12 protein-coding genes are annotated in these 16,640 nt (G+C 41.1%); 2 read left to right on the top strand and 10 right to left on the bottom strand.

The window, feature by feature from the left end:
• Positions 1-44: 44 nt before the first annotated feature.
• Entirely contained in the window at positions 45-1,481 is a 1,437-nt protein-coding gene (locus tag J2Z69_RS04885) for an MFS transporter (protein WP_209859676.1), read from the bottom strand.
• Between the two features lie 518 nt (positions 1,482-1,999).
• On the opposite strand from J2Z69_RS04885, the gene J2Z69_RS04880 reads away from it, so the two are divergent.
• Positions 2,000-2,602, top strand: coding sequence for a hypothetical protein (locus tag J2Z69_RS04880; protein ID WP_209859674.1), 603 nt, complete (start codon positions 2,000-2,002; stop codon positions 2,600-2,602).
• A 154-nt stretch (positions 2,603-2,756) separates the two neighbouring features.
• Here J2Z69_RS04880 and J2Z69_RS04875 read toward each other — a convergent pair whose 3' ends face one another.
• From J2Z69_RS04875 to J2Z69_RS04860, 4 genes are all read right to left on the bottom strand, one after another.
• On the bottom strand, positions 2,757-3,272 hold the full coding sequence (locus J2Z69_RS04875) for a hypothetical protein (RefSeq protein ID WP_209859672.1): 516 nt from the start codon (positions 3,270-3,272) through the stop codon (positions 2,757-2,759).
• Between the two features lie 86 nt (positions 3,273-3,358).
• Entirely contained in the window at positions 3,359-4,105 is a 747-nt protein-coding gene (locus tag J2Z69_RS04870) for a hypothetical protein (protein WP_209859671.1), read from the bottom strand.
• A 340-nt stretch (positions 4,106-4,445) separates the two neighbouring features.
• The gene (locus J2Z69_RS04865) at positions 4,446-6,935 is read right to left on the bottom strand and encodes an RICIN domain-containing protein (protein ID WP_209859669.1); all 2,490 of its coding nucleotides are present in this window, start codon (positions 6,933-6,935) and stop codon (positions 4,446-4,448) included.
• Between the two features lie 139 nt (positions 6,936-7,074).
• Complete coding sequence (locus J2Z69_RS04860; protein WP_209859666.1) at positions 7,075-8,076, bottom strand: peptidylprolyl isomerase; 1,002 nt, start codon at positions 8,074-8,076, stop codon at positions 7,075-7,077.
• A 587-nt stretch (positions 8,077-8,663) separates the two neighbouring features.
• Between J2Z69_RS04860 and J2Z69_RS04855 the strand changes: the two genes are divergently transcribed.
• On the top strand, positions 8,664-9,812 hold the full coding sequence (locus J2Z69_RS04855) for a glycosyltransferase family 61 protein (protein WP_209859665.1): 1,149 nt from the start codon (positions 8,664-8,666) through the stop codon (positions 9,810-9,812).
• A 75-nt stretch (positions 9,813-9,887) separates the two neighbouring features.
• Here the strand turns inward: J2Z69_RS04855 and J2Z69_RS04850 are convergent, their stop codons facing one another.
• The 5 genes from J2Z69_RS04850 to J2Z69_RS04830 form a co-directional block, all read right to left on the bottom strand.
• Positions 9,888-11,471 carry an AraC family transcriptional regulator gene (locus tag J2Z69_RS04850; RefSeq protein WP_209859663.1) on the bottom strand — a complete coding sequence of 528 codons (1,584 nt, stop codon included), beginning with the start codon at positions 11,469-11,471 and terminating at the stop codon, positions 9,888-9,890.
• A gap of 35 nt (positions 11,472-11,506) precedes the next feature.
• Positions 11,507-12,511, bottom strand: coding sequence for a FecCD family ABC transporter permease (locus tag J2Z69_RS04845; protein WP_209859661.1), 1,005 nt, complete (start codon positions 12,509-12,511; stop codon positions 11,507-11,509).
• Entirely contained in the window at positions 12,512-13,513 is a 1,002-nt protein-coding gene (locus J2Z69_RS04840) for a FecCD family ABC transporter permease (RefSeq protein ID WP_209859659.1), read from the bottom strand.
• A gap of 122 nt (positions 13,514-13,635) precedes the next feature.
• Entirely contained in the window at positions 13,636-14,628 is a 993-nt protein-coding gene (locus tag J2Z69_RS04835) for an ABC transporter substrate-binding protein (RefSeq protein WP_209859657.1), read from the bottom strand.
• Between the two features lie 127 nt (positions 14,629-14,755).
• Complete coding sequence (locus J2Z69_RS04830) at positions 14,756-16,639, bottom strand: IucA/IucC family protein (RefSeq protein WP_245338950.1); 1,884 nt, start codon at positions 16,637-16,639, stop codon at positions 14,756-14,758.
• Between the last annotated feature and the right edge of the window lies 1 nt (position 16,640).

The raw sequence follows: 16,640 nt of genomic DNA, 5'->3' as shown, positions 1-16,640 counted from the left end.
ATTAGCCTCTTGCGACCGATTATAGATTTACATGGACTACATGACTACGTGTTACTTGCTTCATCCTTCTTAGGCGAACGGATAAATAGAAGCGTTAAAATTGCACCTGCAAAAGCAACGATACCTGACCAGAAAAATGCGTGTTGAAATCCTACGTTTAGCGCAGCGACCGAATCAACACCCGTTTGAGAAGCAGTTATTGAACCAGCAATCGCAACCATGATAGCCAGACTGATTGCTGATCCAATCTGGTAACTCGTATTAGCAAGACCCGATGCTAGTCCTGCCTCATCGGGTTTCGCCCCCGACATGGCAGACATCGTAGCTGGAATATAGGCAAGTGACATACCAAGGGCACCGAGTAAGGATGCCGGAAGTACGTTGACAATGAAATTCCCATCATTCGGCGTATTGCCAGCGAACAGAAGCATCGAACCTCCGAGTGCAATCAATCCGATGACCAGATTCGACTTCATCCCGAACTTGCCGATTAGCTTACCTGTAATAAAGATCATAAAGACGGCAATCAAGATCGTCATCGGCAGCAAGCCGACTCCACCTGCAAAAGCAGAAAACTTTAGCACCTGCTGCATATAGAGATTGAGGAAATACCACAGTGGAATCCAACCACCGGCCAGCATAATGAGCGCGATATTGCCTGCAGCCAGATTGGAAGCTTTAAAAATCTTCAGGGGAACAAGCGGCTCTTTTTTAGTTGCCTGAACGATCAGGAACAAGATAAACAATACGGCTGCTGATATAAGCGTCCACAATGTGGACGACGCCCCCCATCCATTGTGCTCTGCAGTAACAATGCCATACACCACCAATACCAAGGCTGCTGTGACGAAGATAGAACCAATCACGTCAACTCTACCTTTTCTACGCGTTCCCTTGGCCAAAAGTCCCGGGGATAGAAGCAGCGCTATAATACCAACGGGTACGTTGATTAAGAAGGTCCATTGCCAGCTGAGCCACTCGGTAATGACCCCACCGAGAAATACGCCTGCCGACCCACCTGCAGCGGCCGATGCGCCCCAGAAGCCTAATGCTTTCCCTAACTCTTTGGGGTTACCTCCGAAAAGCATCATTACAATCGTTAACGCAGATGGAGCAATTAGTGCGGAACCGAATCCTTGCAAGGCGCGGCCAACATTAAGCGTCTCTTCGTTCCAAGCCAACCCTGCCAACAAAGAAGCTAGCGTAAGAATCGACAACCCCCACATGAATATGCGGCGTTGACCAAACAAATCGGACAATCGACCACCGAGCAATAATAACCCTCCAAAGAAAATGACATACGCGTTGAAAACCCACTGCAAACTTGCTTGCGTGTAACCTAGTCCTTCTTTAATAGCTGGCAGTGCAACACCGATAATGGATGTGTCCATGATCACCATAAAATTGGCAAGGCATAGTAAGGCTAATGCTAACCAACGCTTGGGATCTGCTTGCGATAAAGCTTTGGCTTGATTTTTCATAATTTTCTTCCTCCTCTTCATGCTCTTAATCACTCTTATATTGTTGTGTTGAACATAATAGTATAGCCCCCTACCCTATATGTCAAGAAATAATTTACATATTCTTCTCTGTTGCTGAAGAATACCGTGCTTTATTTTACGTAATATTAAATCGTCGCAAAAACACAATTATTTTTTTCTACCTCTGACTAACGTAGCACGCAACAGTGAACTTTGAGCATATTCAGGACTAACCATAGAGTTTTAGTATTATATCAACTTCTAGTTGTCCTTTAAGGGCTGAAGAAAATCTCTTCAAGATAATTAATATCTTTGATAATGATGGTGACCATTTACACTTACTCTGACGAATCAACATCCATTAATAGTAGAATTATAGATACACACGGATAATAAATATTTATTTTAGCCTTACCTTGAACACTTCAGTCCTTCAAAAGGTTTGTAAAATTTTGTAAAATTCAATGTTAGACTAAAATAATATAAATATTATAAAAATACACTATTGGGGTGGCGAAGTGAAAAAGACCAATAAATCACAAAGTCTTATCGTATGTTTAGTGTTCGGTGTAATCTTGGGTATCATATCTAAATATTTAGATACTATCTCAATTACAGATGGTAAAAAATGGGATACTGTCCTTAGTTATTTTGGTGATTTATTTACAAGAGTTGGTATTTGGATATTCATTGCTACAATAATAGCAACATTTAGTAAAACAAAAATCAGTGCTGCAGGTAACACGTTCATTTTCTTTATAGGAGTGTTAATCAGTTATTATCTTTATTCAACATATTTATTTGGTTTTTTTCCAACCAGATATTTTATATCTTGGTTTATAATAGCGATTATATCTCCTCTTCTAGCACTTATTGCATGGGAGGCTAAAAATAATGTGCGTTTATCCTATATTCTACCTGCGTTACCAATGGGCATATTGTTGAAATATTCAATTGGAATTGGTTTATTTTATATATATTTGAATTATATTGAAGAATTAATTATGTATTTAATTATATGCATTGTCTATTACAAACAACCAAAGCAAATGGTAGCCATAGTTATTCTTTCAATTATTATCGCGTTTTTTGTTAAACAAATAGATCTATCTCCTTTATAAATTTCAGTTAGAATGTTAGGAAAGCCTGAATAGCTTAATCATCTTATCTTTGTTATCTCCTCTTAAAAAAGAAACCACATGGAGAATTACTCACATGTGGTATTCATGTAGGCTAAATCTTTTTTAGCGTTTATTTGAAAGTTCTTTGTTTTAATCAAAAATCACTGACCAGCGTTGCTCTCAGTTTCACTAGCTGATTTACATGAAAATTGTACTGGTGAGACATAAAATATTCATTAAATCTCATAAAAAAATGCTCCGCTTCGTTAATTATTGTTTGTAGAAATATTAACTTTGGGATAATGGTACAACCGTATTTTCCTTCACCCACTATAAATTTTATGGAATCATACCTATTCTCAAGGATCTCAATTTTTATGGGTTGATCAGGAAGGTAGCATTCCCCTTTTCTGTTCATCAAAAATTCTTCCACTGCGTTCAGCAAATACGCCCATAAATCCCCCACGTAATCCCATAATTCAAAACATAAAATTTGGCTGTTTTTATATTTCATTATTAGAGCACCTTCCAAATAATCTTGGTCAAATTGATTAATGATATTGATTATTCTTTCTTTATCATCAATATGTATAAAGTATTTTTCAGGTTCTTGCTCAAAATCATCTGGCAATTTAATATTGGGGATTTTAATATACGAAATTATTTCCATTCCATTACCTCAGTTTCTCATAGGATAGAATTGACCAACATGACCGTTGTCCTACTGGCATCCATTCTGAATAAAAGCGGTAGTATTTACTCCGCGACAAGCTTCTTATTAACCATATCTAATTTGTAATGCCCATCTTTATCTGGAGGCCCTCCTGCTCCTAATGGACGAACTACTACTAACTGATTGTTCTTTATATAAAGAGGTGCTATATCTTTAGCTTCGGAATATATTAATCTATCTATATCTTGATTATTATTTTTAATTAATATAGAAAAGGCTTTTCCAGTCTGCTTTTCAATCGCAAATACAAATGCTTCTAATCCATGCCCTGACTGATATTGAGGAGTAAGAAAATAAAGATCAGCTTCTTTAAAGGCAATCTTTTTAAAAGTTAAGATCTTATCTGTGGGCTGTACATATAAATAGGCTGGCAATTCTAAGAGGACTTTCTCCTGTTCACCTTGTTTAAAAAGGATAGAGTAAGTACTCTGAAACGTTTTACTTCCCTCTAGCCCTGTTGTACTTGACACAAGCAAGTGTCCTTCCTCTTCTCTCCCCTTAGAAATCATAAATAACGTTCCGTGTTCTGTTTGGGTTTCAGCACGAATAGATGGCGTATCATGAACTGCATCTATAAGAATAGATTCCTCAATACCTGTCTTTGGGAAAACACTGGCATGGCCTTCTGAGAGATTGGAATTAGAAGAATTATTTGAAGATTCTACTTTCTTTTGGAGTTGTTCATTTGATATCTTTCCATGATTAGAACTAGGTTGATTGCTACAAGCAACCATGATACTAAATGATATGATCAGTGTCAGAAATAACAAAACATACTTTTTAATAACAATCTCCCACTTTCTGCGTGTTCTCCTTTTGATTATATACATCCGTTTTATTTGAAAAGTTTTAAAAAATTTTTTTATGTTGAAATTACTGTTACTATTATGTATGTTTTACAGCTTTACTAAATTTCACATCACTGATGCAAAACTAGTCTAAGTGCTTTTCTCCATGATCTTTCTCTCACCACTGCCCATCTATGCCTCTAAATTAAGAGCCTGCTCTGCTTCGTATCTTGATATTGAATATTGATAGACAAACAAGCCATACTTGTTCCGGCTCCGGAACAAGTATGGCTTGTTGCATGACTTCATTTAAAGCCGAATTTTATAATTTAGTAAGCAATACTTTCTGGTTATCTGCTGAACCAGAGGTCCATTGTATGAATTGTGTACCCAAGGTTGTGCTGGATCCGGGGATATCAAGGGCTTTACCGCTATTACGGTTGATTAGCTTATAATAACCTCCGCCCGCATCTACAAGCTGCCACTCGTCGTTGGATGGTGCCGCAGATGAATACGTAACCTGTACGATCTTAGCATTATCTGCAGTGGATGCTCCTTCGACGGCTAAGGCTTTGCCGCTATTCACATTCATGATTTTGTAATAACCACCACCGATATCTGTGATTACCCATTGTTGGTTGTTACCACCACCATAATTCCATTGAATAATTGCAGCACCCTCAGCGGTACTGTTGGCATTCACATCCAGTGCATAGCCATTACTTTTGACCGTCATTTTGTAAGTTGCGCCAGATACAATTGCATTGGACACAGGTGTCAATTGGAACTTCTGATTGTTGCTCGTACCCGCGTCCCACTGTGCGAACTGGGTGCCCGCTGTCGTCGAATTAGCAGGCATATCAATAGCTTTGCTACTGTAACGATTGATGAATTGGAAATACCCTCCGCCGACATCAACGATTTGCCATTCATCGTTATAAGGACTGTTAGATGTATACGTATACTGAGCAATTTTAGCATTGTTGTTAATGGAAGCTTGATCGACTGCTACAGCTTTACCACTCTTCTTATTAATCAGTTTATAATAGCCATTGCCAATGTTCGTAATGATCCATTGTTGGTTGTCTGTTCCGGTATCCGCTGACTGATCAATCACTGCACCTTCAGCGAGACTCCCTGCATTCACTTCTAGCTTCATCCCACTGTGTTTTACTGTCAATGTGTAAGTCCCATCCGCAATAACACTTGCAGCCGGATAGGCCGTTCCTGTGTATTCATTGGCTCCAATATCTGGTTTGCCATTGTATAGAGAGGCTCCCCAATAATCCTGACCTCCATTATTCGGAATGAATACGCCTTTGTTAATAGCCGGAGAATCCGCTTGTAGTTTATAGCCGGCAACTGTAGTCAGCCCAACCGTTCCCGACCCGGGAGATGTTAACTTGGGATCTGCTGTGATTGGGTTTGGATCAGTACTCGGTGTGGATGGGAATCCATAATATACGTTGGAGTTGTAGTTAATCGCACCGGTTGCGAAATCCAGATTGGACAAAGTACCTTGATTGTAAAAAATATTATTAAAGACTTGAACCTGATTATCCGGTCCTCCGGAGAAATTGTAAATGAACTGTCTGGACTCTCCTGCCCCCATATAGACGGTGTTGTTGTATAACATCGAGCCTCGCATGGTTGCCCGTGGCTGAATTACCCCATGTGATGTACTGTCATTTTGGCTAATGTTATACCGGTAGATTCCGTCATAACTAGGTAGATTTGCGGTATTACACCACATGGCGAAGCCGCCTGCGTTATTGTGCACATAGTTGTATTGTACATAGGTTTTATCATTCAGGGCATCGATCTCAATTCCTTGCGCATCGCCTGCAGGCTGCGTATCGTATACCTCATTGTATTGGAAAGTTACGTTCTCGGAATTCCAGTTGAACAATCCGACTGCGTACGAGCCACCTTTCGCTGCGCGGTAAACGGTATTGTGCTCGACAATGGCATCCTTGATATCTCGAATAATAACCCCATCACCTTCGACATCGTGAATCACATTATTATAGATGTGTACACCTACGGTAGGAGTCCACGGTCCAATGCCTTGGAAATCGACACTTGGAAATTTTCCACCTACGCCTGGCGCACGAGTACACCAACTTGAGTGAAACTTAATGCCTGATCGACTGACGTTCTCAATGGTACTATCACTGATTACGACATCCTCGAACCATGTAGGTTGTCTGAGCGAAGGATCGTCTGGGTTGAACTGCACATGGAATACGATACCGCCAGAAACCTTACCTTCATTTGTATCAGGTCCTTTGAACCCGTTAATATGAACATTGCGAATATAGATATGCTTCACAGCCCCAACATCTTGGGCTTCGATATATATGGCGCGTCGATACACTGTAGTCGTATCGGGATTAACGTTAGCTCCATTCGGATCCACAAGATCTAGTCCCTCAATCTCCCAGTAGGACTGGTTATATAATTTAATAACACTGTTAACGGTGACATTACGTTTGACGTAATTGTTCAACGTCATTGCAGGATCTACCCAGTCCGCATCCGGTTGAAATAGTGGTTTTGCACCCGTTCCGTAGGCACCAATTTTGATAGGTGCGCCTTCAGTACCCGAGCCCTTTGGTTCGAGTCTACCTGTCCACGTTGAACCTGCCTTGAATAAAATTTGATCCCCTGGTTGAAACGTAGTGCTGCTTACTTTACTTAATGATTTCCATGGAGTAGCAGTACTTGTACCGTTATTTGCATCGTTACCTGTGACCGAATCGATATAGTAAACGTTAGTTGCAGCATGTACCGTATTTAGCTCTCCTGGCACGAGAAGCCCGCCCAAACATAAAACACTAACTATAAACCATACCAACAGCTTCCTGTTTTCCCTTAACATGCACATATCCCCTTTGTAAATTAATTATGCAATACTTAATTAGAGCGCTCTCTCTCACCTCCTCTCCATGTTATTTGTTAGCATCCGTGATAACTTTCGCCTTTAGAACCAGTTGATCCACGTACTTCTCGTACTTCTCATTAGTGAGCATGATCTTGATCCGATCTTGAATTTCATTAAGAGGTGTGTAGCCTTGAGGCACCCTTGAAATGCAACGTATTAAAGTTAGCTCAGTCTCATTCTCGAGCACCTGTCCAACTTGTCCTTCTTGCAGCAATTTAGCTTCTTCCAGTAGATAACTATAAGCGTTCTCGTCGATTCTGCTGGTTTTGTCCGTAAACTGCTGGACCATGATTTGGTTTGATGCATTGACACTCTTCGCAATCACGTCGAAATCAGATCCATTGGCGATTTTTCGCTCGATATCTTCCATCTTCTCCCTAGCTTTTTGAATAGAAGATTTAGTTACTTGCCCATCGCTGTCTCGTTTGTCCACAGTAATTTTATGAATGGTAATCGCATCCTGCTTACGATACGAGACTTTTACTTCCTCATATTTCTGTTTCAATTCAGCATTAGTCACTGTAATCACGCCATCAGCAAGCAGTTTTTCCTTGAGTTCTATAACTGATTTGCTAAGCGCATAATCCTGATAATCATGGGCTGATAATTGTGTTACCCCATAGACCACTTGCTGCTTTTGTTGTTTCTGTTGCCGTTCACTATTCTCCATTTGACGTAGCTGATCTAAAGTTGAGCTATCAACGATACCCAACTGTTTGGCCAGTGCCCATTGAACTTTGAACCGTACTATCGCATGTTCTGCCCTATGTAATGCTTCCTTGCTTGATCCTTTCATGGAAGTCAGACCAAGCTCAGTTTGTAACTCTTCCTTGGTGACCTGCTCCCCATTGACAGACATAACGATATCCGGTGAAGAAACATGCAGACGATTAAATAAGTAAGCGCTTCCAATTATAGTAAAAAGAACAATCGCAGTTATCACATATCTCTTCTTTCGCATCTCCAATAACTTCCCCCTCTGATACACTTTCGAAGTAATCGTTTTCATCCTCTTCACTCCTATAATTTATCTTAGCGACACGTTTATATCTACAGACATATTGCCGTTGATTTTATAAATGTTGCTATTGTAATATATTTCAAATTGCTTAGAAATTGCGTTTGTGTTAGCAATTTTCATAATTTTAAGCCTTTATTACGTAAAGGTTTTTGAACATTAAAAATGACTTCACCCCAACTTAGAGAAGGTTTCAAGTGATCCAACAAGAAAACCCAAGGGGGTAAAGTCAGTATGTATATTGTTCGAGAAAGTCTGCTTCTTTTGCCGTGATAATGAGTTACTAATTTCTTAAAGCGATCCTTTTCCTCAAAGCTCATTTCTAACATTGTATACATTTTTAAATAATAACGATTAACCTCCTGATCTTTACCATGAACTGTTTTGAACTAAACTGACCCATTTTCTTTGTAAAATTATATACCACACTCCCACCCACAATGAAAACTAAGGTTACACTAATAAATATCCCTCTTTACTCACCATATTCATACGCCCTATTTGTTCCAACTCCGTGTCCTTTACTTTTTTTCAACATAAAATATTGCCATGTAATAAGAACACTGGAGGGATATTCCTTGAATGAACAGATGAGAAATCCCGACTCGAATGCATGGAGTTATTACAACACCATTTGGGATTGGCAAAAATCATTCAAACAGACACTGCCCTCTTCTATTGAAGATGAATATATTACTCCCTTTGATTTTGGTGCTCTCGCGGTATATGAAGCTCCTCGAGGAATGGAGGCGAATATTCATCCTCATCTCACCCCCTATCAACTTCAACCCACAGGTGGTTATGTTGCTGTAATCCCCTCCGGCCGTGTATGGGGGAAGTCTGGCTGTATTCTGTCGGCCGATGGCAAACTAATTGCGGACCTATCTCCTGAATACGATGGACAGCAAAATCGAATGTTGAGCGCGGATGAACATCCTGCTCTGCATAGGCGTCCTGATCAGGAACTTCAATATATTCACGGCACCCTTGCCGCCTTAACTTTTTGCGGGAGTCATAATTATTTTCACTGGCTGTATGACGTGATAACTAGATTCAGCATGCTTCAGATCTTAGGCCATCCGTATGACTATCTAATCATGAACCCGAATCCTTATGGCGCATTTGTTGATGAGACACTAGAAATGCTTGGTATACAGCCATCTTCCATCATTCGAAATGGTGAGAATTCTAATATCCAAGCAGATCGATTAGTTGTTCCCTCTATCATGATGACATCTCATTACCCTCCATGGACCACCGCTACCTTACGCAGCTTATTCCTCCCTCACCGGGTAAATACATGGGCAGCTCCAGAACGCATCTATATCTCACGCAGAAAAGCCTCGGTCCGGCGAATCGTTAACGAGATTGAAGTCATTCGCTGCCTAGAGATCCATGGTTTTGTCTCCATTTGCCTAGAAGATTTCACGATTGCCCAGCAGATTCATTTATTTGCTTCAGCTAAGGCGATTGTGGGTCCCCATGGCGCTGGGCTAGCCAACCTTGCTTTCTGTACTGCAGGAACTTCAGTTATTGAAATTTTTCATATTCATTTTATTGTGCCTACCTATTGGATGATCAGCAATCACAACCAGCTACATTACTATATGCTATATGGACAACAATCCACTACCCCATCAGATCTTTATCCGGGCCTAGAAGATTATGTTGTAGATATCCACCGTCTAGAACAAACGCTACACCTAGCTGGATTAAATTATCGATGAGAATCTTTTTACATTCTCTCTACAATTGAACTGAACTATATTAGTTTAAGTCTTATTAATAACGAGTTCACATATTTAGCTAAAAGTAGCCAGCAATTCTTTCATGATCTGCTGCCTTCCTTCAGGAGTCCAACTCATCAAGAACCAATTGGATATATGCTGGACCTTATCCTGCTGTACAGCTGGAATCATTGGCCATGCCGCGATTTGTGTTAGCTTAGTATACATCTGTTCGCTGCCAGCAAGCTTGTGATGGTGATGAATGAATAGATGTTCTGTCTCCAAAATGGGCATCGTTTGAGGTTGAACCTCCATTCGCCATAGGTCTGAAGGTACTTGATTACCCGGAAGCAGGGCAAGCTGCTCATATATTAATTGATTCAGAGGATGATGTGTTTTTCCTTGGATTCCGATGGCCCGGTGATTGACTTGCAGAATAGTTATACGTTCCTTACCCAATGTCTGGCGAAGGAACTTTCCGGTTGTCTCCATCTCGATTTCTAGTCGTGTCAGAACTTCCTTGGCTTGACGTTCACGGTTCACAAGCTCAGCAATGTTGTTGAAATTAGCTTTCCAGTCCCAAGTCGAGAAATCCAAAAAAAGGGGTGTGGCGATCTGTTTGAATTGTTCTTTGAATGCTATATGATAATGATCTGCAATAATCAAATCCGGCATTGACTCGCTCAATAGCGTGAGTCTGCTTCGAAGCAGTTCAGTATATTTCTCTTTAGGCTGACCCGGATAATGGAAGAGATCTACAACACACACCGGGGCTACTCCTAAAGAAATCAGATGACGGTCAAAGCCAAGAGAAGTGGCCACAGCTACTTTTAAGGTATCTCTATTCTTAAATAGGGTCGGCGTAACACCAACCGAAGACTGAAACCTTCGGCTGAAATAGAATTCACTACGAAAACCTACCGCAGCAGCAATTTCTTTTACCCTGCTGTTCTTCATACCTAGCATCTTCTTCGCCTCACTCATACGAATCTGATTAAGATAATCTACGGGTGACATGCCGGTCTCACTTCGAAATAGGCGCGAAAATGCAGTCGGTGCTAACATACCCGCTACTTGGGCCAGTTGCTCCATCTTTATTTTTTCAATAAAATGCTTCTCCATGAACAAGATACTCTGAACTATTCGTACATCCATTGTTGTAGAAGGCACTTCGGACGGACATTGCGTTATAGCAAGAATAAGTTCTTCTAACGGCAATCTCAGTTCCATACGATCTCGATGGTAAGTTTTGCTCAGATGAAATAAATGTACTATTTTTTCTAACAACCACTGCGGGTGTTGGACTGGAATGAATCCCGGTAATAAGGTTGGCTTATATAAAGGTAGGGTACGATTCGCTTCATATTCGCCTTGTTTTTTCATAAGCATAATTGGTTCAAAACAAATTCCATAATATACAAAGTGTGGACTGTGCTCCGGAAACTCTAGGATCATGCCCGGAACGAGCAGGTATAACTGCAGAGGACGAATTTTCTGTAGGGAACCGTCCAAGACCATGAACCCTTCTCCTTCCATCACATAACACAGCATATGTACCGAAATATTGAGGCGAACGGCCTGACCGGTCTTTGGATATTTACGCATACGAACCGAAGATAAAAGATAGATAGAATGGGTCTCATCCGCTTGAGGATTCATTAGCAACTCCCCCTCCCTTCTCCTCGTAGATATTCTTATAACACTCTAGGTTTTAATAGCAAATATATCATATAGGGTGCGCCAATAATTGCCGTTATTAGTCCGGCAGGGACTTCGAAAGGAGCAAACCCTGTGCGTCCTACCAAATCTGCCATCATAACGATGAGTCCCCCGATTAGTGCAGAAATGGGTAAGCGTATTAAGCTTCGGTGACCTACCAAATACATAGCGATATGTGGTGCCATTAATCCAACAAATCCAATCGTTCCTACCATGGATACAGCAGATCCAGCAAGTCCTACACTGATTAGAATAAATAGCATTCTCCATGTCTCTACGCGCAGCCCGAGACCTAGTGCAGATTGTCCATCTAAGAGGAACATATCTAATCTTCTCGTAAGTGACAATAATAGTAGAAAGAGAATCAAAATCCAAGGAAGCAAGGGCCAAACATGCTCCCAGGTTCGCCCGTACAAACTGCCAGCCATCCAGATGGAAGCTTGGGATACTCGAAATATGTTACCTACTGTAAGTAAATATGTAATAAGTGCGCCTGTCATGGCTGAGAGACTTATGCCCATCAGTAACATCCGAGCAGGTGAATCCATGCCTCCTTTTCGCCAGGAGAATATATAAATGATAGTGGCAGCCGCGAAGGCTCCTCCAAAAGCTATCCATGGCAAACCCTTCATAGAAAAAGAAGGAACGAACACCATGATGGCAACAACAGCTGCAGCAGCCCCAGAATTAATACCAATTACTCCTGGAGAAGCTAAGGGATTACGCGTAATCACCTGTAATATCGTACCTGCTAAGGCTAAACCACATCCTGCTAGAAAACCGGTTAACACCCTAGGCAATCGCAGCTCAAGAATGATGAAATTAGATTCCACACCTTCTCTACCCAGTAGCACTTTGAATACTTCATTTACCGGAATATATCGATCCCCTATAGCTATATTTAAGAAAAAAAGAAGGATATTTAGCAATATTAAGATTACAGCAATATAAAATAATGCGGTTCTTCTAAAAATGATCATTCATTTCATTCCTCCCTTCCTTTGAGCCAAAACCATCAAAAAGGGCGCTCCAAAGAAGGCCGTAACTATACCCACTGGCACTTCCTGGTGAGGAAGTACAAATCGCGCTCCTATATCCGCTATCAAGAGGAGCAATGCCCCTAACACAGCTGTATAAGGAACAATCCAGACATAGTTGTTACCTATTAATAATCTAGCGATATGTGGAACGGCAAGACCTATGAACCCGATAGGCCCTGCAAGTGCAACTGCACCACCTGTTAAGAGTACGATAATGAGAATACATACGATTCGAGTTCCTCTTAGCTGCTGCCCTAATCCCTGAGCAACTTCTTTTTCCAGATTCATAATATTCAACTGTCTGCCCATCAACAATGAACAGATTAGTCCTATAAGCAGGATTGGCATAATCTGAAAAAATAAATCCATACTTCTCCCCGTTAACGAACCTGCGAGCCAGAATCGCAACGTATCCAGTGATTGTTCATGCAAGATGAGAATGCCTTGAGTCAAGGAGGCAAACAACAAGTTGAGTGTTGAGCCAGCTAGGACAAGCTTCATAGATGTTAAAGGCTGCCTTCCTGTAGAACTAAGGAGGAATACAAGTGAACCGGCTACGGCAGCTCCAATTATAGAAGACCCTGCAAATAGCTGCAACGAAGTAGTCCCCAGTATGAACGAAGCGATCACCGACGTAAGAGCAGCACCGTAATTAATGCCGAATAGTTCAGGCCCTGCCAAGGCATTCCGAGTTAAAGCCTGCATCATACAACCTGCCACAGCCATGGAACTCCCTACAAATACCGCAATCATTGCCCTTGGAAATCTAACGGTGCGAATAATTAATTGTTCCCGGGAACCATCGAATGAATATATGGCCTTTGAGATGGATTCCCAAGAGATCTGTGCAATACCGAACAGGATACTAAAAAAAAACATGAGTAAAGTCAACGACAGAAGAATCGCTAGACCTGTTAGTTTATGTCCCCATTTACTATTCATCTAAGTAGCCTCCATATGACCTATCGCTGCGTCGCTAAAGTTGAATATGTATACTTTTCATAGAAAAATTGGACCGCCACAATCGACGATCCAATGCATGTAATCATTTAATTTGAGAAAGTCTAATGGATCAAAAATCTATTCAGGTCATCAATAATCTTATTGACTGCCTGAATGCCAAGTCCACTCATCCAGTACTCCCAATCGACAGGTTGCACAGCATGTTGCTGAACCGCTTGTAGTGTAGACCACAGCGGACGATTGCTCAATTTGTCGAAAGCATCGGGTTCGCGATTGAACCATAGAATGAGGTCCCCATCCAGATCTGTAATTTGTTCTTCGGTGATATCTTTGGAAAACCCATCCCCCTGCTGAGAAGCAGGACGAGCAATTCCCGCATCATTCATGACGGTACCTGCAAAGGTTTCTTTTAAATAGACTTGGATTTTGTCTTCCCGCGGACGAATCAAGGAGATTTGCTTAGCTTTCTTACCTGCAAGTCCAGACTTTAATTTATCTATGCGATCCTGATAGGTACGTAATAGTTGTGTACCTTGATTTTGCTTATTTACCGCCTCAGCATGAAGTTGTAGGTTTTCTTTCCAAGTTACACCTAAAGTCTCTACGAACACTGTAGGTGCAATCTGCTTTAGCTGTACATGAATCGCATCATGAGTGTCCTTGTTACCCAAGATGAGGTCCGGCTTCAATGCATGGATTCGTTCGAGATTCGGTTCATTCACCGATCCAATATTCTCAATGCCCTTAGTTCCTTTTAGGTATGCTGGATAAGGATCACCTATTTTTAAGATGGAAGGTGCACCCACAGGGGTAATACCCATCTCTAATAAATTATCTAAAGCTCCGATATCCAGGACCACAATTCGGCTAGCTTGAGTAGGAACCTCTACCTCACCATAAGCATCTTTTACCGTTCGTGTATCACCTTTGATTGCTGATGATTTTTTATTGTTATTTGTTTTCTCAGATTGTGCAACGACATTCTTCGTAACTGAATCCGAGTTACTGCACCCTACAATTAACGACATTACCATAGCTGCAATAATTACGTACAACCATGACAGATGTCGAATCTTATTACGCTTTGCTTCCATAACAGTTCCGCCTCCACATTCATTTCGCGATCTAATTAATAATGATTATCATTATTAACAACAATATCCTACCGTTCCAGTTTCTGTCCATGCACATTTTTAAAAATCTCATATACTTTTTTATTACCTAAGCTAGAGGATTAGGTACCAGATGAATGTGCATGCGATCATCCGGAAAAAGACGACGCTTGGTCAATTGCTCGACACCGATTTTGGGCGCAAATAGGGAATACACCTTATACCTATCTTGATATTCTGGAAAATGCAGTTGGTAATTATGAATAATGGTTCGGACATGATTCCAGAACGTTCGCTCGGCAACTTCATAATGTTCGTGCATAAAAAGGGCTAATTCACCCAGATTGATAAAGAAAAAAGCGTCATGCATAAAATCTCGTACTTCACTTGGTTCTTGCGTCTCTATGAATGAATTTCGGTTTACTTTTTGATGATGTGCTGAGGATTCTACTAATAATGGACAGAGGTTAGGCTCAGCAAGCCACTCCCTACTGAAACGGATGCCATCGTGAAAATCCTTAAGTGCAATGCGGGTAGGTATACCCGACTGATGAATGAGCAACATATTTTGTGCATGAGATTCTAGAGCAATGCCATGAGCGAATAACCAGTGAATGAGAGGACGAACAGATGTATTTAATAGATCATATAGCCAATGTTCTACCCCCTGTTGCCTTACCCAAGGTTCAATAATAGGTAGACCATTCACGTCCATTGTAGTCAAGGCATTAAAGGGTATGGAGGATTCATGAGGTTCCAAATAAGGATGGATGCTTTCTCGCCAAATACAGGATAGAACACCATAGGACAAGGACTTCACAGGTTCGGGTCTATGACTGTTATCGTAGGCAACTCCCGCTACCTCACCTAGTAGAACAGTGCGAAGTTCTTTTTGAAAGTAGACATCTTTCTTCAAAATGCCTTGCATCCAATCGGTTAGACGTGGAGCATTTTCTACAGTATGAGGTGCTAGAATTCTTCCGGTCGAAGTATTCAGAATGCTCAGCGATAATTTTACATAAGGCAAGTGAGGATGTGTACGATGGGCTAATGTGCGTATCGATTGCTGGGCTGTAAATTTGTCCTCGCTACTGCCGAGTAGCACAATAGTTCCGTTCTGGATATCGCTTGCAAGGACTGAACTTAGCGTTGTTCTCCACTGCCAAGGATGAACGGGGAGTAGAACATAGGCGGCTGGATCCATCTCGCGTTTATGTAAAATACTATAAAAATGTGAAAGTACAGATTCCCCCAAATGCTCCCTTAGCCACTCATTTGAAGACGGAGAATGTTGATGTAAAGAATGGCTTATGCGCGCTTTAGACTTGTGAACACCGAGCCAGATGGGTCTAATCCACTGTGCAAATTCAGGCCCATAATCGATCTGGTCATGAATATCAAAACCTATTCTTGATTTATAACTTGGATGGTAAGGATGGCCTTCAATAACTACGCTCTCCCAATCCTCATCCTGCACATTTTGAACTTCAATATGACGTTCTGCCCGTATATAACGGGCTAATGTGTCATTGATCAAGGTCTGTTCTAATTCCGTGATGAACTGAACTACTTGCACTTCGTCAATGCCCGCATTAGCACCTACCTCGATCAGAAAAAGAGCAATAGAAATAGCTTCTGTTTTCTCAGCACTAATTGTACAAGATTGATCCCCTCTCAGTTGCGATGATATAGTTCTGCTGATCGGCTCAGTGAACAGCCGTATACGTCCAAAAGTTACATGTCTTCTTCCCTTGCACGTATAGGTTACTGCCGAACCATCTGTTGCCGTTCCAAGAATCTCCCATACGGAATATTCGTTCGTATCACTACACGCAGAAATAACAATATTTTCATATAATAAGGATTCGACGAGCTGTTTGAATATGCGCCTTCGGGCAGCTATATAATGATCTGAGGTTATTGCCAAAGCATACATGCCATCCGGCGAATCTATGTCCATCTGATCGATTAAGGTTGTACGCGTTGTATCCATA

Origin of the sequence: Paenibacillus shirakamiensis (assembly GCF_017874255.1) — a bacterium.
Taxonomy (GTDB): Bacteria; Bacillota; Bacilli; order Paenibacillales; family Paenibacillaceae; genus Fontibacillus; species Fontibacillus shirakamiensis.
Note: the sequence above shows the minus strand (reverse complement) of the source record. Positions and strands in the feature narration are given on the sequence as shown.